This is a genomic window from Achromobacter sp. UMC71 (assembly GCF_014170305.1).
GTDB lineage: Bacteria > Pseudomonadota > Gammaproteobacteria > Burkholderiales > Burkholderiaceae_B > Achromobacter.
In genome coordinates this window covers 1-16,429 of sequence record NZ_LZZT01000015.1, presented here as the reverse complement: position 1 = coordinate 16,429, position 16,429 = coordinate 1, and the positions used below count along the sequence as shown (strand labels likewise).

The 16,429-nt window shown below is 68.4% G+C and carries 15 protein-coding genes; 8 read left to right on the top strand and 7 right to left on the bottom strand.

Features of this window, described 5'->3' with window-relative positions:
- Positions 1-65 precede the first annotated feature (65 nt).
- The 5 genes from A9974_RS06350 to A9974_RS06330 are packed head-to-tail and all read left to right on the top strand — an operon-like array spanning position 66 to position 4,953.
- Entirely contained in the window at positions 66-1,097 is a 1,032-nt protein-coding gene (locus tag A9974_RS06350) for an ABC transporter substrate-binding protein (protein WP_183003302.1), read from the top strand.
- Positions 1,084-2,103 (top strand): ABC transporter permease, encoded by a 1,020-nt coding sequence (locus A9974_RS06345; RefSeq protein WP_183003301.1) that lies wholly within the window; start codon positions 1,084-1,086, stop codon positions 2,101-2,103. The genes A9974_RS06350 and A9974_RS06345 overlap by 14 nt, the downstream gene beginning before the upstream one ends.
- Positions 2,097-2,930: an ABC transporter ATP-binding protein gene (locus A9974_RS06340; protein ID WP_255468054.1), complete on the top strand. Its 834-nt coding sequence runs from the start codon at positions 2,097-2,099 to the stop codon at positions 2,928-2,930. The genes A9974_RS06345 and A9974_RS06340 overlap by 7 nt, the downstream gene beginning before the upstream one ends.
- The gene (locus tag A9974_RS06335; RefSeq protein ID WP_370539581.1) at positions 2,924-4,363 is read left to right on the top strand and encodes a cytochrome c; all 1,440 of its coding nucleotides are present in this window, start codon (positions 2,924-2,926) and stop codon (positions 4,361-4,363) included. Before A9974_RS06340 ends, A9974_RS06335 begins: the two co-directional genes overlap by 7 nt.
- 56 nt (positions 4,364-4,419) lie before the next feature.
- The gene (locus A9974_RS06330; protein ID WP_183003299.1) at positions 4,420-4,953 is read left to right on the top strand and encodes an OsmC family protein; all 534 of its coding nucleotides are present in this window, start codon (positions 4,420-4,422) and stop codon (positions 4,951-4,953) included.
- 50 nt (positions 4,954-5,003) lie between these two features.
- On the opposite strand, the gene A9974_RS06325 is transcribed toward A9974_RS06330, so the two are convergent.
- On the bottom strand, positions 5,004-5,846 hold the full coding sequence (locus A9974_RS06325; protein WP_183003298.1) for a LysR substrate-binding domain-containing protein: 843 nt from the start codon (positions 5,844-5,846) through the stop codon (positions 5,004-5,006).
- 108 nt (positions 5,847-5,954) lie between these two features.
- Here A9974_RS06325 and A9974_RS06320 point away from each other — a divergent pair, with 108 nt between their 5' ends.
- Positions 5,955-6,941 carry a bile acid:sodium symporter family protein gene (locus tag A9974_RS06320; RefSeq protein ID WP_183003297.1) on the top strand — a complete coding sequence of 329 codons (987 nt, stop codon included), beginning with the start codon at positions 5,955-5,957 and terminating at the stop codon, positions 6,939-6,941.
- A 72-nt stretch (positions 6,942-7,013) separates the two neighbouring features.
- On the opposite strand, the gene A9974_RS06315 is transcribed toward A9974_RS06320, so the two are convergent.
- Together A9974_RS06315 and A9974_RS06310 are read right to left on the bottom strand one after the other, a co-directional pair.
- A complete protein-coding gene (locus A9974_RS06315; protein WP_183003296.1) occupies positions 7,014-7,400 on the bottom strand; it encodes a Rieske (2Fe-2S) protein in 387 nt (128 codons plus the stop codon).
- Between the two features lie 51 nt (positions 7,401-7,451).
- Positions 7,452-9,257, bottom strand: coding sequence for an ABC transporter ATP-binding protein/permease (locus A9974_RS06310; RefSeq protein ID WP_183003295.1), 1,806 nt, complete (start codon positions 9,255-9,257; stop codon positions 7,452-7,454).
- 170 nt (positions 9,258-9,427) lie between these two features.
- Between A9974_RS06310 and A9974_RS06305 the strand changes: the two genes are divergently transcribed.
- Positions 9,428-10,255 carry an aldo/keto reductase gene (locus A9974_RS06305; RefSeq protein WP_183003294.1) on the top strand — a complete coding sequence of 276 codons (828 nt, stop codon included), beginning with the start codon at positions 9,428-9,430 and terminating at the stop codon, positions 10,253-10,255.
- Between the two features lie 72 nt (positions 10,256-10,327).
- On the opposite strand, the gene A9974_RS06300 is transcribed toward A9974_RS06305, so the two are convergent.
- Both A9974_RS06300 and A9974_RS06295 read right to left on the bottom strand, forming a co-directional pair.
- Positions 10,328-10,522 (bottom strand): hypothetical protein, encoded by a 195-nt coding sequence (locus tag A9974_RS06300; protein WP_183003293.1) that lies wholly within the window; start codon positions 10,520-10,522, stop codon positions 10,328-10,330.
- A complete protein-coding gene (locus A9974_RS06295) occupies positions 10,519-11,694 on the bottom strand; it encodes a PepSY domain-containing protein (protein ID WP_183003292.1) in 1,176 nt (391 codons plus the stop codon). Before A9974_RS06295 ends, A9974_RS06300 begins: the two co-directional genes overlap by 4 nt.
- 188 nt (positions 11,695-11,882) lie before the next feature.
- On the opposite strand from A9974_RS06295, the gene A9974_RS06290 reads away from it, so the two are divergent.
- Positions 11,883-12,599 (top strand): metallophosphoesterase, encoded by a 717-nt coding sequence (locus A9974_RS06290; protein WP_183003291.1) that lies wholly within the window; start codon positions 11,883-11,885, stop codon positions 12,597-12,599.
- A 106-nt stretch (positions 12,600-12,705) separates the two neighbouring features.
- On the opposite strand, the gene A9974_RS06285 is transcribed toward A9974_RS06290, so the two are convergent.
- Both A9974_RS06285 and A9974_RS06280 read right to left on the bottom strand, forming a co-directional pair.
- A complete protein-coding gene (locus tag A9974_RS06285; protein WP_183003290.1) occupies positions 12,706-15,369 on the bottom strand; it encodes a penicillin-binding protein 1A in 2,664 nt (887 codons plus the stop codon).
- Positions 15,370-15,585: 216 nt separating this feature from the next.
- Positions 15,586-16,305: a helix-turn-helix domain-containing protein gene (locus A9974_RS06280; protein ID WP_255468053.1), complete on the bottom strand. Its 720-nt coding sequence runs from the start codon at positions 16,303-16,305 to the stop codon at positions 15,586-15,588.
- Positions 16,306-16,429: the final 124 nt, after the last annotated feature.

Sequence of the window (16,429 nt, the reverse complement as noted above, 5' to 3'; positions counted from 1 at the left end):
GAGCGCGGGCCGATGATGCCGCATGGCAAGCATCGCCATTCACAGTCTGCTCAAAAGGAAGGTTGATGAATACGAACGTCCAACCGGGCGCCCACGCGGCGCGCGCAATCTCGCGGCGCACGCTGTTGCGCGCGGCCAGCCTTGCTGGCCTGGCCGCGCCGCTGGGCATGTTGGGGTCGCGCGTGCTGGCGGCGAACACCGCGCCGCGCACCTACAAGATCGCATGGAGCCAGACCGCGGTGTGCCAGTCGCCCGTTTCGGTGGCGCTGGAACGCGGCTTTTTCGACAAGTACAACCTGAAGGTCGAGCGCATCAATTTCAGCGGCTCCACCGATCAATTGCTGGAAGCCATCGCCACGGGCCATGCCGACGGCGGCATCGGCATGGCGCTGCGCTGGCTCAAGCCGCTGGAGCAGGGCTTTGACGTGAAGCTGGCGGTGGGCACGCATGGCGGCTGCATGCGCTTGTTGACCGCGGCGGATTCCCCGATCAAGAGTGTGCAGGACCTGAAGGGCCGCCGCATCGCGGTGTCGGACCAAGCCAGCCCGGTGAAGAACTTCTTTGCGATCCGCGTGGCGCAGCTGGGCATCGATCCGGAATCGGTGGACTGGCGCCAGTATCCGCAGGACCTGTTCGGCGAGGTGCTGCGCAAGGGCGAGGTGGATGCGATCGCCGGCGACGACCCGCTGATCTACACGCTGCGCGAAGACAACAAGCTGCGAGAGATCGCCACCAACATCGAAGGCGATTACGAGAACCGCACCTGCTGCGTGCTGGGCTTGCGCGGCGACCTGGTGCGCAAGGATCCGGAGTCGGCCGCGGCGATCACGCGCGCGGTGATCGATGCGCAGCGCTGGACCGCGTCCAACCCCGACGAGACCGCGCGCATCTTTGCGCCGTATGTGCCGGGTAAGGTGCCGGCCGAGCGCGTGGCGGCGATTTTGCGCACCCACAGCCACGGCCACGCGTCGACCGGCTCGGCGCTGCGCGAGGAAATCGTGGGCTACGCCAAGGACCTGAAGACGATCAAGGTGCTGAGCGCCAACCTGGACATCAACAAATACGCGCAAGCGGTGGTGCCCAATGTCCTCGGCTGACGCGCTTGCCGTGGGCGGCTTGCGCGGCGATGCGCCTGCCGCGCAGCCCTGGCGCCTGTGGAAGACGGGCGTGGCGGCCGCCGCCCTATGGGCGGCTGTGGGCGGCGTGACGCTGCGCTGGCCCAATGTGGAGGTGGGCTTTACGTCTTGGGGCTACACGCGGGAATTCGGCGTGGCCGCGCTGGCGTTGGCGACGGTACTGTTGTTGGTGGCGGTGGCAGGCGTGGCCCACTGGCGGCCGGTGCGCGCGTTGCATCGCGCCGGGCCGTGGCTGCTGGCCCTGGCGGTGGCCGTGGGCGCTTGGGAGATCGCCACCGCCAAGCTGGCGCTGCTGCCCAGTCCCTTCTTCGCGCCGCCGCAGTCGCTGATCGAGGTCTATGTCACCGACTACAAGCGCCTGGCCGACAGCCTGGTCAATTCGTTGTGGCTGCTGGCCAACGGCTTTGTGCTGGGCGCGGCGGCGGGCTTCTTGACGGGCGTGGCGATCGGCTGGTCGCGCGGCCTGGGGTACTGGGTGCATCCGGTGCTGCGTTTTCTGGGCCCGGTGCCGTCGACGGCGCTGTTGCCGATGGCGTTCTTTTTCTTTCCGTCGAGCTGGTCGGCGGCGGTGTTCCTGATCGCGCTGGCGACCTGGTTTCCCGTCACGGTGCTGACCTGGTCCGGCGTGGCCGGGGTCAACCGCGCGTATTACGACGTGGCGCGCACGATGGGCGCCAGCGAATGGTTCCTGGTGCTGCGGGTGGCGATTCCGGCGGCGTTGCCGCAGGTGTTCGTCGGCCTGTTCATGGGGCTGGGGGCGTCGTTCTCGGTGCTGGTTGCGGCCGAGATGATGGGCGTGAAATCGGGCCTGGGCTGGTATCTGTCGTGGGCGCAAGGCTGGGCGTCGTACGCCAATATGTATGGCGCGCTGATCGTGATGGCGCTGGTGTTCTCGGGGCTGATCACCTTGCTGTTCCTGGGGCGTGACCGCCTCTTGGCCTGGCAGAAGGGAGTCGTGAAATGGTAGCGGCGACGCGGAGTACGCAGGTGCCGAACGCCTTGCCGGCGGGACGGGCGGCGGCCGTGCAGGCCGATGCGCGCGGCGCGGCGCTCGCCGTGCGGGGCGTTAACCATCACTTCGATCTGGACGGCGCGGCGCTGCCGGTGCTGGACGACATCGACCTGGACGTGCAGCCTGGCGAGTTCGTGGCGCTGCTGGGGCCGAGCGGCTGCGGCAAATCGACGTTGCTGCGGCTGGTGGCGGGGCTGGAGCCGCCGGCGGCTGGCGAGCTGCTGGCCGACAGCGAGCGGATCGACGGGCCGTCGCCTTCGCGCATCGTGGTGTTCCAGGACCCCACGCTGTATCCCTGGCGCACGGTGTGGCACAACGTCGCGCTAGGCCTGCAGGCGCGCGGGCTGCTCAAGACGCAGCGCGTGCGGGTGGACGACGCGTTGCAGCGCGTGGGGCTGGCGGCGTTCAGCCAGGCGTATCCGCATCAGCTGTCGGGCGGCATGGCGCAGCGCGCCGCGCTGGCGCGGGCCCTGGTGAACGATCCGCGCATCCTGATCCTGGACGAGCCCCTGGGCAAGCTGGATTCGCTGACGCGGATCGCGATGCAGTCCGAGCTGGTGGAACTGTGGCAGCGCACGGGCTTTACCGCGTTGCTGGTGACGCACGACGTGGAAGAGGCGCTGTTCATGGCGTCGCGCATCGTCGTGCTGAGCGAGCGGCCCGCCAGGATCAAGGACGAAATCGTCAATGACCTGCCGTATCCGCGGCATCGGGGCGATCCACGCCTGGCCGAGCTGCGCCGCCAGGCGCTGGCATTGCTGGGGCTGGATGCGACGTGGTGAGCAATGCGGTGTTGGCGCTGGCGGCCGTGGCGGCGCCGGCGGGCATGCTGGCGTGCCTGGCTGCCGCGCGCCGGCGCGCCGGCGGCTTGGCCGTGACGGCGGGGCTGCCGTTGCCCGGCGTGTCGGCGCTGGCGCTGGCCGCTGCATTCGCCGTGCTGATCCTGGGCTGGCAGCGGGCACAGGGAGTTCCGGGCCTGCTGGGGTCGCGCCTGGGGCATCTGGTGCTGGCGGCGGCCGTGGTGCTGCTGCTGGCCGCGCTGGCGGCCGCCTGGCTGCATAGCCGGGCGCCGGTCCGCGCCCGGCACGCCGGGTGGCGGCGGGCCGCGGGCATGGTGCTGGGCGCCTTGGCGCTGCTGGCCGGCTTGATCGCGGCCGCCATCGCCTGGCAGCCAGAAGAGGCGCTGGCAGTGGCGCATTGGCCGTTTTCCTGGCGCTACGACCCAGACCTGCCGGTCAGCCCGCATACGTGGCGCCGGCTGTGGCTGGCGGCCGGATTGACGGGCGTGGCGCTGGCATTGCTGGTGGGCGCCTTGTTCGCGCGGCGCGGCCGGCTGGTGCTGCTGACGGTTGCCGCCGGACTGCTGGCCTGCGCCAGCTGGCCGGCGCCGCGGATGTTGCTGACGGAAGCGACGCGCACGTCGTACCAGCGCTCACCGCTGGCGTTCACGGACCGCAATGTGCTGCGGGGCGGCCAGCTCTATCAGGCCCATTGCGCGGCTTGTCATGGCGCGCAGGCCGATGGCCGCGGGCCGCTGGCGGCGGGGCTGTCCGCCTGGCCCAGCGTGCTGGGGCCGGCGCTGTTCGACAACCGCCTGGAAGGGGAGCTGCATTGGCGGGTGGCGCAGGGCGGCGATGGGCGCAGCGGCGCGTCGGCGATGCCGGGTTTTGCGCAGGTCCTGGCGCTCGACGAGATCTGGCAGGTGCTGGACTATCTGCGGTTGCAGGCTTATGGCGCGGGCGGCGGCGCGGGCATGCCCGCGATTCCGGCGCCTGGGGTGCCGCTGACCTGCCGTGACGGGCGCGCGACCACCTTGGCGGGCCTGCGCGGCTTGCCGGTGCGCATCGCCGCGCAGGCGGCGGGGGCGCCGCAAGCGCCGCTGGATCCGCGCCTGCTGACGGTGGCGCTGACGTGGGGCGGGGGCGATCCGGCGGGCGCCGACTGTGTGGCGTCAGGCGAGGACGCCTGGAAAGCCTATGCGCTGGCGGCGGGCGTGCCGCCGGACGGGCTGGCGGGCGCGCAGTTCATGGTGGACCGCCGCGGCTGGCTGCGGGCGCGGCGCCTGCCGGGCGCGGCTCCGGCCTGGACCAGCGCGGACAACGTCTGCGGCCCGGGCGGCCGCATGGAAAACACCTCGGCCCAGGGACTGGGCGCGCTTTTGCTGGCGATGGATCGTGCCCCCATCGGCATTCCGGATACGCGGCGCAGGCAATAGCGCGGCGCGGGCACTTCCGCTTTATTCCTACAGTTCAACCAACGCGAGGCAAGACCATGAGCACCTTGAACGAATACCTGGGCCAGAAACGGCAGGCCGTGCTGGCGCGCAATGCGCGCGATCCGCAGACGGTGACGCCATTGAAGCTGCGCGCGCATGTCAGCGCGGAGGGCCGCAGCGGCGTGCGTCGCATCCGCATCCGCGACCATCAGGTGGTGAGCGATAGTCCGGCGGATTTTGCCGGCTACGACCTGGGACCGAGTTCGCCGGAGCTGTTGCTGGGGGCGCTGGGCAGCTGCCTGACGCATATCTTCCTGATCAAGGCGGCCGAACTGGAACTGCCGCTGGAGTCGCTGGAAGTGGAGATCGAGGGCGACCTGGACCCGCGTGGCGGCAAGCCGGGCTACGAGAAGGTGCCGTTCTTTCCGCACAATATCCGCTATACCGCGCACATCGTGTCGCCGGCGGACGAGCGCGCGGTGCGCGCCGTGCACGAGGCGGTGGAACAGTGGTGCCCGATCCTGAACCTGCTCAAGCAGCCGCAGCCGCTGGAAGGCCGCGTGCGGCATACGCGGCCGCAGGCGCAGTAACGCGCGCTGCGCGGCGTCGTCAACGTGACGCGCTGCCGCGTGGCGGCTGCTCAGGTCAGCGAGCTGCGCATCAGGATCTCGGTCAGCGCCCGGGTGGGTTTATTCGGCGCGGGGGCCGAGATGACGATGAATTCCACCTGGGGCAGGGCCGGCAGCGCGTGCGCCCCGGCCGGCGCTGCCAAGCCGGCGGTGGACAGGTGCGACGGCTGTACCGTGATGCCCAGGCCGGCGCGGGCGGCCGCCTGGCAGCCCGCGTAGCTGGTGCTGGTGCAGACGATCTGCCAGCTGCGGCCGGCGCGCGCCAGCGCGTCCAGGGCCAGCGTGCGCGTGACGCTGGGCTCGCGCAGCAGGATCAGCGGCAGCGGCGCATCCGGCGCGATGCGCAGGCCTTCCCTGGCCCGCCATAGCAGCGCTTCCTTGTGCAAGGTCTGGCCGCGGCGGTCGCCGCGGCGGCGCTTGCCGATCATGACGTCCAGTCCGTTGTCGTCCAGCAGCCGGTAGAGGTCGCTGGTGACGCCGATGGTGATGTCCAGTTCGACTTCGGGGTGGGCCGACCGGAACGCGGCCAGCACATCGGGCAAGGGGCCCATCGCCAGGTCGTCCGAGGTGCCCAGCCGCACGCGGCCGCGCAGCCGCGGGGCGTCGAACAGGCGCTCGGCGCGTTCGTGCGCGTCCAGGATGATCTCGGCGTGCACCAGCAGGCTGCGGCCGTCGCTGGTCAAGGCCAGCGAATGGGTATCGCGCAGGAACAGGCGGCGGTTCAGCGCCTGCTCGAGCTGGCGGATGTGTTCGCTGACGGTGGGCTGGGTCAGGCCCAGCCGGCGCGCGGCTTCGCTGAAACTGGGCGAGGCCGCGGCGGCGGCGAAGGTCTTGAGCCAGAGCGGATTGAGCATGATGGCTTGTTTATAGGAAAATCCGATAGCAGTTAAAGTAACCAGTGGTCTTCACGATAGCAAGCGGCGCGCCTATAGTCTGCGCAATCTCCCCCGGAATCTTCCGCCATGCGCCGCTTTCTGCCCGACCAGTTCACGCTCATCCTGATCGCCACCGTGGCGTTCGCCAGCTTTTTTCCCGCGGTGGGCAAGGGTGCATCGTTCATGATGGTGGCCAGCAATGTGGCCATCTCGCTGCTGTTCTTCCTGCACGGGGCGCGCCTGTCCACCGACGCGATCGTGGCCGGCGTGAAGGACGTGCGGCTGCATGCGCTGATCCTGGGCTGCACGTTCATCCTGTTTCCGGCGCTGGGCCTGGGGCTGCGGGCACTGTTTCCGGGCCTGTTGACGCCGTCGTTGTGGCTGGGCGTGATCTTCGTGTGCACGCTGTCGTCGACCGTGCAGTCGTCTATCGCGTTCACGTCGATGGCACGCGGCAATGTGCCCGGCGCGATCTGCGCGGCGACGGCATCGAATCTGCTGGGTACGGTGCTGACGCCGCTGCTGGTGGCGGTGCTGTTGCATCGCCAGGGCGGCGGACACGGGCTGGCCGACGCAGGCCGCATCCTGCTGCAGCTGTTGCTGCCGTTCGCGGTGGGCAGCCTGCTGCGGCCGTGGATCGGCGCCTGGGCGCAGCGCAACAGCCGCGTGCTGTCCAAGGTGGATCGCAGTTCGATCCTGCTGGCGGTGTACACCGCCTTCAGCGAAGCCGTGGCGCAAGGCATCTGGCACGCGTTTCCGGCGATCGACCTGGCCACGATGGTGCTGGTCAATGCGCTGCTGCTGGGGTCGGTGCTGCTGATCACGACGTGGGGCAGCCGCAAGCTGGGGCTGTCCAAGGAAAACGAGATCACGCTGGTGTTCTGCGGCTCGAAGAAGTCGCTGGCGTCGGGCATTCCGTTGGCGACGGTGCTGTTCGGCACGTCGCAGATGGGCATCGTGGTGTTGCCGCTGATGATCTTTCACCAGATGCAGCTGATGGTGTGCGCGGTGCTGGCGCGGCGTTACGCGGACCGGCGCGAGCCGGCGCAGGTTGCCGCGCCCGCCCAGGCCTGAGTCTGACACGCGGCCGCGCCGGCAACCGGCACGGCCGATTGCCGCGCAGGGCGGGCGGCGAGGTTGTGGCCGTCAGCCTCCGGCGGCGAGGGGCTGGATCTTGCCGCCAGGCTGCCAGTAGACGGCGCCTTCGCGTTCTTCCACGCTCAACACTGTCAGGCGGCCATTGCGGCAAGGGCCGCCCACGCACAGGCCCGTGTCGGGCTGATAGGTGGCGCCATGGCGGGCGCACATGATCAGGTCGCCGGCGCGCGTGAAAAAGCTGCCTTCCCAGTCGAGTTCGACGCCCACGTGGGCGCAGCGGTTCAGGTAGCCATGCACCCGGTCCTGGTAACGCACGAAGAACGCCGTGGTCTGGCCCGCGCTGTCGGAGACCGGCACTTTGACGCCCAGGCCGCCGTTGACCAGGTCAGAGGCGGCGCAGACGCGGACTTCGGGGGCAATACGGGAATCCTGCATGGCGGGCCTTGGAATCAAAGGGTGCGATATTCGGATAGGGGGCGAGGCTTGTCAATCGGCGGGCGCCGCGGCCGCGCTTTCCTGCTGGCGCGTCCACATGGCGGCGTACAGGCCCTGCTGGGCCAAGAGGCGCGCATGGCGGCCGCGTTCGGCGATGAGGCCGTCTTCGAGCACGATGATCTCGTCGGCGTCGGCCACGGTGGACAGGCGATGGGCGATGATCAGTGTGCTGCGGCCCTGGCTGACTTCACGCAGGTTGGCCTGGATTTCGCGTTCGGTGTGGGTGTCCAGCGCGCTGGTGGCCTCGTCGAACAGGAAGATCGCCGGATTCTTGAGCAGGGTGCGGGCGATGGCCACGCGCTGCTTTTCGCCACCCGACAGCTTCAGGCCGCGTTCGCCAACCATGGTCTGGTAGCCGTCGGGCATGGCCATGACCAGGTCGTGGATGTGGGCCAGCCGGGCGGCCGCCTCGATCTCGGCGTCGGACGCGCCGGGGCGGCCATAGCCGATGTTGTAGCGGATGGTGTCGTTGAACAGCACGGTGTCCTGCGGCACCACGCCGATGGCCGCGCGCAGGCTGGCCTGGGTGACGTCGCGCACGTCCTGCCCGTCGACCAGGATGGCGCCGCCGTCGGCGTCGTAGAAGCGGAACAGCAGCCGGGCGATGGTGGATTTGCCGGCGCCCGAGGTACCCACCACGGCCACGGTCTTGCCGGCCGGAATCGTGAAGCTGACGCCCTTGAGGATGGTGCGCCGCTCGTCGTAGCCGAAACGCACATCGCGGAACTCGACCTCGCCGCCGGCCACGCGCAGCGGCTGCGCGCCGGGGCGGTCGGCCACTTCGCGGTCCTGGCCCAGCAGCTCGAACATGCGTTCCATGTCGATCAGGGCCTGCTTGATTTCGCGGTAGATGAAGCCGAAGAAGCTGAGCGGGGTGTACAGCTGCAGCAGGTAGGTGTTGACCAGCACGAAGTCGCCGAGCGTGTAGCGGCCCTGTGCAATGCCGCGTGCGGCCATCCACATGACCAGGGTGAGACCGGTGGAAATGATGACGGCCTGGCCGACGTTGAGCACCGACAGGCTGACCTGGCTGCGCACCGCGGCGCGCTCGTAGCGGGTGAGCGAGGCGTCGTAGCGGCGCGCCTCGTGCTCTTCGTTGCCGAAGTACTTGACCGTCTCGTAGTTCAACAGGCTTTCGATGGCCTTGGTGTTGGCTTCGGAGTCGGTTTCGTTCATCTGGCGCCGGAACTTGGAGCGCCACTCGGTGACGGCCAGCGTGTAGGCCATGTAGAGGATCACCGTGGCGCCGGTGGCCAGCGCCAGCCAGGCGTCGAACATCTTCCACAGCACGATACAGACCAGCCCGATCTCGAAGAAGGTGGGCAGGATGTTGAACAGCAGGAACGACAGCAGCGTCTGGATGCCCTTGGTGCCGCGTTCGATGGCGCGGGTCAGGCCGCCGGTCTGCCGCGTCAGGTGAAAGCGCAGCGCCAGGCCGTGCAGGTGGCGAAAGATCTGCAAGCCCACCGAGCGGATGGCGTGCTGGCCGACGCGAGCGAAGATGGCGTCGCGCAGTTCGGAAAACAACAGGGACAGAACCCGGGCGGCGCCATAGGCCAGGATCAGGCCCAGGGGCACGGTGACGGCGCCGGGGGCGCCTTTGCCCAGTTCGTCGATGGCATGCTTGTACAGCAGCGGCACGTAGACGGTGGCCGCCTTGGCGGCGAACAGGCAGAGCAGGGCGGCCACCACGCGGATCTTGAGCCCGGTCTGGCCCGGCGGCCAAAGGTAGGGAAACAGGGTGCGCAGTGTGGAAAAACCGCCGCGGCCGGGCGGCCGGGAGTCAGGTGCAGTCATGGGTCGGCAGGGTGCGATAGCGGGGGCCGGCGCGGGGCGCAGGCCGGGTTTGAAGGCCATTATCGGGCACCGGCGCTATTATTTAGTAGAAAACCCCTGGGGCGGAAGGACCACTTTTGACCCGTTCCCAGGGGCTTTGAATCCAGTTTTCGCCTACTTCGGAGGGACTCATGGTGAAGGTACCCGCAGTAAAACTGAACGATGGCAGCAAGATTCCGCAATTGGGCCTGGGGGTCTGGCAAGTGCCGGACGACCAGGCCGCCGCCAGCGTCAAGGAGGCCCTGGCGGCCGGCTACCGTTCGGTGGACACGGCCGCGATCTACGGCAATGAATCGGGCGTGGGCACCGGGCTGCGCGCCGCGGGCGTGGCGCGCAAGGACCTGTTCATCACGACCAAGCTCTGGAACGACAAGCACGATTACGACGCGGCCCACAAGGCGCTGGACGAAAGCCTGGAAAAGCTGGGCTTGGCCTATGTGGACCTGTACCTGATCCACTGGCCGGTGGCGGGCAGCGACAAGTTCGTGGACGCCTGGCGCGCCATGATCGAAATGAAGGAAGACGGCCGCGCGCGGTCGATCGGGGTGTCGAATTTCACGCAGGCCAACCTGACGCGCCTGATGGACGCGACGGGCGTGACGCCGTCGGTGAATCAGATCGAGCTGCACCCGGGCTTTGCGCAACGCGAGCTGCGCGCGTTCCACGACAAGCACGGCATCGCGACCGAGTCCTGGAGCCCGCTGGCGCAAGGCGGCATCACCAAGGAGAAGACAATCCTGGAACTGGCGCGCAAGCACGGCAAGTCGCCGGCGCAGGTGACGCTGCGCTGGCACCTGCAGCATGGCCTGATCGTGATTCCGAAGTCGGTGACGCCGGCGCGCATCCGCGAGAACATCGACGTGTTCGATTTCGAGCTGTCGCGCGCCGAGATGGACGCCATCGACGCCATCAAGGAAGCGGGCCGCCTGGGACCCGATCCGGAGAAGTTCGGCAAGTGAGACAGGCGGGGCGCAGCCATGCTCGCACCTGGCGCGGCTGCGACGCCGCGGCCAGGCGGGCGGCTTGGCCCGCTATTGCGCCGGCTGTTTGGGCGGGAAGAACCAGTAGCGCACGATGACCACCAGCAAGACGGTCAGCGCCGTCCAGGATGCCCAGTGCCAGCCGCCGGTGCCCAGCAGGGCGGCCAGCAGGCCGAAAATGCTGAGTACGCCAAGCAGCACCGGCACGCCCCATACGAACATGAACCCCCGGCTGTTCTTGCTCATGCGGGGCTCCGTTGGGGGGCGGCGGCGGCCTGGTGCTTGCGCACCAGTTCAGCGATACGGGCTTCGGTGGCGCGGCGCCGCGCCAGCCACAGGTACAGGCCGCTGACCAGGACCACGATGGTGATCAGGTCCAGCACGGCCCAGATGATCTTCAGGGGCAGGCCGGCGTAGTCGCCGAAGTGCAACGGACGCGACAGTTCCAGGGCGGTCAGGTACCAGGGCATCTTGGCCACGGTGGTGAGTTCGCCGGTTCTGCCGTCGATGAGGACGGGCGTGTTCATCTTGGACGTCAGCGGCGTGTCGCCGCGCATCCAGGCGATGTAGTGGTGCGGGCTGCCGAAGGCGTTGCCGGGGAAGGCGATGAACGACACTTCGTTGCCCGGCATGGCCTTGCGCGCGGTGTCGGCGGCGCCCTGGGCCGAGGCCAGTTGGGCGGGCACGCTCTGGCCCTTGTAGGGTTCCAGGATGCGCACGAGCTCGGTGCCCTGCCACAGGCGGAACAGCGGCGTGGACAGTTCGTTGATGACGCCGGTCACGCCCACCACGAAGGCCCACACCAGGGTGACGATGCCCAGCAGGTTGTGCAGGTCCAGCCACTTGAGGCGGGTGGAGCGGCTGGCGCGCACGGTGCCGAATTCCAGCTTTTTCATGAACGGGCCGTACAGCACCACGCCCGAGACGATGGCGACGCAGAACAACAGGCCCATGAAGCCCAGAAACAGTTCGCCGGGCAGGCCCGCGAACAGGTCCACGTGCAGGGACAGCATGATGCCCATGAACGAGAAGCGGTCGGCGGTGTAGAGCGGGCCATCGAGCAGGACGTCGCCGGTGCGGCCGTCCATGCGGACCGCGTGGCCGGATACCTGGCCGTCGCCGGGCTTTTTGGCCATGCCGACATAGACCTGGGGTTCGTCGGGATCGAAGAACAGGTAGTCGACGACCTCGTCCGGATACATGGCCTTGGCGTTGCCGACCAGCTTGTCGAGGTTGGCGGGCGGCGTCGAGGCGGGCACGTCGGACAGGGGCTTGGCGTCGTCCAGCCAGTGCTCGATCTCGTGGTGGAACACCAGGGGCAAACCGGTAAGACAGATGATGAGCAGGAAGATCGTGCAGACCAGGCTGGTCCATTTATGGACGAGATACCAGGTTTTGATCGTAGAGGCGGCGGTCATGGCGACAGCGGGGGCGGCTTGCGCGGCCCCGTTCAAGGTATGTTTCGGGAAAGACGGAACATTATCACGAATAATAGCTATTCTCGTACCGGAATTTGCGCGGCGAAGCGAATTGGGCCATTAATGAGGGACGCATTCAAAGCGGGTTAAAAAAGAGGCTTGGGCCCAATCGGGCAAGCTGGATCATCATGCAGCAACGTTTTCTGAAAGTGCCGCGCAATGCGTTGGGCCGTGATTTCGCGGTGGGCGACGTGCACGGCTGTTTTACCCGCCTGCAGCAGGGCCTGGACCAACTGGGGTTCGACCCCACGCGCGACCGCCTGTTTTCCGTGGGCGACCTGGTCGACCGCGGCCCGGAATGCGAAACCGTGCTGGCCTGGCTGGAACAGCCTTGGTTCTATGCGGTGCAGGGCAACCACGAAGACTACGCAGTGCGGCATATCCGTACAAAACAGGTCGACGTGGACAACTGGCGCAGCTACGGCGGCGGCTGGTTCCTGGACCTGCCGCCCGACCGCCAGCAGGTCTTTGCCGAAGCCTTCGACCAATTGCCGATCGCGATCGAGGTGGAAACGTCGTCGGGCCCCGTGGGGCTGCTGCACGCGGATTGCCCGGTGCTGTTCTGGCCGCGGCTGGAATCGGCCCTGCAAGACCGCTACAAGCGCACCAGCGCCGCCTGCCAGTGGTCGCGCGATCGCTTGCGCCAGATGGACCGCACCGGCATCCGCGGCGTGCGGGCGGTGGTGGCGGGGCATACCCCGGTTGCCGAGCCGCTGGCGCTGGGCAACGTGTACCACATCGACACCGAGGGCTGGCGCGGCGGCTACTTTACCTTCCTGGACCTGGAAACGCTGACGGCGTGGCCGCGCGCGGTGGTGACCGAGCTGGCGCAGACCGAGGACTGAGGTCCGGGGCGGCACCGCCTGGACGCCGCGGGCACGGGATGCGGCCGCAGCGGGCCGGCGCGCGATCGCACGCCGGCGGATGACAACACAGCGGGAAGAAAGCGGCTTACAGCGGGCGGGCGGCCAGCGGACCGCTGCCGTTGACCGCGCTGGTGCGCACGCCGTCGGCGCCTGCGTCCACGCGCGGCACCGGGATCGGCGGAATGGGCGCATTGCCGCCGCCGTTGTTGAGCAGGCCACCACCGGCCGCCGGCACCGGAATGGGCTGGGCCACGGGCGCTTGTTGCGCAGCGCCGTTGTTCGGCGATTGCGGCGTCTGGGCTTGCGGGGCCTGCGATTGCGGCGTCTGCGTTTGCGGTGCGGCGGCGCCCGGCACCGGCAGGGGCTTGACCGAGTTGTCCACGCCGTCGGTGGAGCGGTTGTTGTTCAGGAAGTCGGTCAGCGCGTCGCCGCTGGACAGGTCCAGCGAGGCCACCGCCTGCCCGGGCGGGAATTCCGAGAAATAGTATTCGCCGTTGTCGACCAGCAGGCCATCGGGGCGGGGCGCCGGCTTGGCGTCGGGCACGCCCTTGAGCATCGGCTGCATGTAGTCGAGCCAGGTGGACAGGGCCAGGCCGCTGCCGAATTCGTTGGTGCCCAGCGACTTGGGCTGGTCAAAGCCCATCCAGACCGTGGTGGCCAGGTTGGGCGTGAAGCCCGAGAACCAGACGTCGACCGCCTCGTTGGTGGTGCCGGTCTTGCCGCCCACGTCGTTGCGCTTGAGCACCTGGTGCGCGCGCGCCGCGGTGCCGCTGGTGGTGACGCCGCGCAGGATGTCGTCCATGACCCAGGCGGTACGCGGATCGATGGCGCGCGCGGCGGCGTCGCCGGCGACCACGGGCTGGGCCTGCATCAGCACATTGCCCGAGCGGTCGGTGACGCGGTCGACGAGGTACGGCGTGACGCGGTAGCCGCCGTTGGCGAAGACGCTGTAGCCGTTGACGACCTGCAGCGGCGTGGCGCCGCCGGCGCCCAGGCCCAGCGGCAGCACGGCCGGCCAGCGGGCCTTGTCGAAGCCGAAGCGGGTCAGGTAATCCTGCGCATATTGCGGCGAAATGGCCTGCAGGATGCGGATGGTGACCATGTTCTTGGACTTGTACAGGCCCTGGCGCAGCGTCAGCATGGGCTCGTAGCGGTTGCCGTCGTTCTTGGGCTGCCAGTCTTTCGAGCCGGTCTGGGCCGCGGTCAGCATGAAGGGCTGGTCCGAGATCTGCGTGGCCGGCGTCAGGCCGCGTTCGAGCGCGGCGGCGTAGACGAAGGGCTTGATGTTCGAGCCGGGCTGGCGCCAGGCCTGCGTGACGCGGTTGAAGGTGCCGCGGTTGTAGTCGAAGCCGCCGATCATGGCGCGGATGGCGCCATCCTGCGGGGCCATGGACACCAGCGCCGCCTGCAGCGCCGGCATGTTGATGATTTCCCAGCTGTCGCCGTTTTTGTGGATGTAGACCACCGAGCCGCGGCTGATGCGCTGGCTGTCGCTGGCCTTGGGGTTCAGGGCGCGGGCCACCACGGCCAGCGCCTTTTTGTCGGCGATGGTGATGATGTCGCGCGCACTGCGCGCCACGGTGACTTCCTGGGGGCTGGCGGCCAGTACCACGGCGGCCAGCAGGTCTTCGCTGTCGGGCGTTTTTTCCTGCACACCGTCCAGGATGTCGTCCAGCGCCGCCGGGTCTTTCTCGACGCCGTCGGGCAGGTCGATCTGGTCTTCGGGGCCGGGATAGGGCGCACGGCGGGTGTAGTCGAGCACGCCGTCGCGCACGGCGCGGTAGGCGGCTTCCTGGGCCTTGGAGTCGATCGTGGTGTAGACGTCGATGCCCTTGGAGTAGGTTTGCTCCTGGAACACGCCATACATCAGCTGGCGCGCCAGTTCGGCAGGGTAGTCGCCGTGGATGGCGAAGCCGCGGGTGCTGGAGCCGTCGGCGCCGCGGATGGTGATGTGCTGCTTGAGGGCTTCGTCGGTCTGTTCGGGCGTCAGGTAGCCCAGCGTCTTCATGCGGCCCAGCACGTAGTGCTGCCGGATTTCGGCGCGCGGGAAATTGGTGATGGGGTTGAAGCGCGACGGGGCCTTGGGGATGCCGGCCAGCATCGCGGCCTCGGCCGGCGTGACGTCCGCCAGCGGCTTGCCCAGGTAGGTGCGCGAGGCGGCGGCAAAGCCGTAGGCGCGGTGACCCAGGTAGATCTGGTTCATGTAGAGCTCGAGGATCTGGTCCTTGGTGAGCTCGGATTCGATCTTGTAGGTCAGCAGCAGTTCGTAGAACTTGCGCGAGTAGGTTTTTTCGGACGACAGGTAGAAGTTGCGCGCCACCTGCATGGTGATGGTGCTGCCGCCCTGCGTCTTGGACTGCTTGACCAGGTTGACGAGCACCGCGCGCACCATGCCCATCCAGTCGACGCCGCCGTGCTGGTAGAAGCGGTCGTCTTCGGCTGCCAGCACGGCCTGGCGCATGACGGGCGGAATCTCGTCAAAGCGCAGCACGTTGCGGTGTTCTTCGCCGTATTCGCCGATCAGGACCTTGTCGGCCGTATAGATGCGCAGCGGCACCCGCGGCCGGTAGTCGGTCATGGCGTGCAAATCGGGCAGGCTGGGCCATGCCAGGGCCAACGCCAGGCCGACGAGCACCGCCCCGCAGACGCCGAGGCCGGCGACGGCGACGGCTGCTTTGACGAGAAGTCGTTTCCAGGGGAAGCCCGATTTGCCGCCCGGGGTGGCGGAGGATTGCTGGGGGGTGCTCATTGCAGGCGATTCTAGGGCAGAACCTTCATAGACCGGCGACCGCGCCGGAAGGTTTCAGTAACCAAACTTGCCCGGCGGGACGGTCCGGACGACGGGTAAAGGATATAGGGACGGGGTTGAGCATACGCGCAGCGCGGGTTTCGCGCTGCGGCGCTGCACAAGCGCGCCGTGAAATGTATTGCGCGCCGTGACAAACGGCAAGGCCGGTTGCAGATGTCATGCGGCGTTTTGCAGGTAGCGCTGCGGCGGCGCGCCCAGCGCGCGGTGGAACATGGCGCTGAATGCGCTGGGACTGCGGTAGCCCAGGTCGGCCGCGATGCGCGCCACCGGCACACCCAACGATAACCGGCAGACGGCATCGGCCAGCCGCAGCTGCTGCACCCATTGGCGGTAATTCAGTCCCAATTCAGCCTTGAACAGCCGGATCAGGGTGCGCCCGCTGGCGCCGACCTCGCTGCCCCAGTCTTCGATGCCGCGTTGCAGGCCGGGCTGGTCCAGGATGGCTTCGCAGATGGTCTGCAGGCGGCGGTCGCGCGGCCACGGAATCTGGATGGGCACCACACGGGCGGCGGCCAGTTCGGTCAGGATCAGCGCGGCCACCTGTTCAGCCCGGCCGCCCAGCGGGTAGTCGATGGGTTCGGCGGTGAGGGTCAGGATCAGTTCGCGCAGCAGGCCGCTGACCTCGATCACCTGGCATTCGGGCCAATAGGTGTGCGCGGCCTCGGGCTGGATGTAGAGCGAGCGCATCGAGACCGCGCCGATCATGTCGACCCCATGCGGCACGCCCGCCGGGACCCACAGCGCGCGCAGGGGCGGCAGGGCCCAGAAGCCGCTGGGCGTGGTGACGCGCATGACGCCCTGGACGGCGTAGATCAGCTGGGCGCGCGGATGCGAGTGAGCGCCGGTGCGGGCGCCCGCGGCAAATTCCTTGGTCATGGCGGTGACGCTGCGGGGGCGGTCCTGGTAGGCGCGTCACCACGCCCAGCGGCTTCTGGGCCCTGCCGCCCCTGCGCGCGCTGTGGGTCCCGGCGGGCGTGCCGCATGGGGTCGACATGATCGG

Excerpts from the sequence above, each read along its gene's own strand:
- A9974_RS06350 (WP_183003302.1), top strand. The coding sequence starts at position 66 with ATGAATACGAACGTCCAACCGGGCGCCCACGCGGCGCGCGCAATCTCG.
- A9974_RS06345 (WP_183003301.1), top strand. The coding sequence starts at position 1,084 with ATGTCCTCGGCTGACGCGCTTGCCGTGGGCGGCTTGCGCGGCGATGCG.
- A9974_RS06340 (WP_255468054.1), top strand. The coding sequence starts at position 2,097 with ATGGTAGCGGCGACGCGGAGTACGCAGGTGCCGAACGCCTTGCCGGCG.
- A9974_RS06330 (WP_183003299.1), top strand. The coding sequence starts at position 4,420 with ATGAGCACCTTGAACGAATACCTGGGCCAGAAACGGCAGGCCGTGCTG.
- A9974_RS06325 (WP_183003298.1), bottom strand. The coding sequence starts at position 5,846 with ATGCTCAATCCGCTCTGGCTCAAGACCTTCGCCGCCGCCGCGGCCTCG.
- A9974_RS06320 (WP_183003297.1), top strand. The coding sequence starts at position 5,955 with ATGCGCCGCTTTCTGCCCGACCAGTTCACGCTCATCCTGATCGCCACC.
- A9974_RS06315 (WP_183003296.1), bottom strand. The coding sequence starts at position 7,400 with ATGCAGGATTCCCGTATTGCCCCCGAAGTCCGCGTCTGCGCCGCCTCT.
- A9974_RS06310 (WP_183003295.1), bottom strand. The coding sequence starts at position 9,257 with ATGACTGCACCTGACTCCCGGCCGCCCGGCCGCGGCGGTTTTTCCACA.
- A9974_RS06305 (WP_183003294.1), top strand. The coding sequence starts at position 9,428 with ATGGTGAAGGTACCCGCAGTAAAACTGAACGATGGCAGCAAGATTCCG.
- A9974_RS06300 (WP_183003293.1), bottom strand. The coding sequence starts at position 10,522 with ATGAGCAAGAACAGCCGGGGGTTCATGTTCGTATGGGGCGTGCCGGTG.
- A9974_RS06295 (WP_183003292.1), bottom strand. The coding sequence starts at position 11,694 with ATGACCGCCGCCTCTACGATCAAAACCTGGTATCTCGTCCATAAATGG.
- A9974_RS06290 (WP_183003291.1), top strand. The coding sequence starts at position 11,883 with ATGCAGCAACGTTTTCTGAAAGTGCCGCGCAATGCGTTGGGCCGTGAT.
- A9974_RS06285 (WP_183003290.1), bottom strand. The coding sequence starts at position 15,369 with ATGAGCACCCCCCAGCAATCCTCCGCCACCCCGGGCGGCAAATCGGGC.
- A9974_RS06280 (WP_255468053.1), bottom strand. The coding sequence starts at position 16,305 with ATGACCAAGGAATTTGCCGCGGGCGCCCGCACCGGCGCTCACTCGCAT.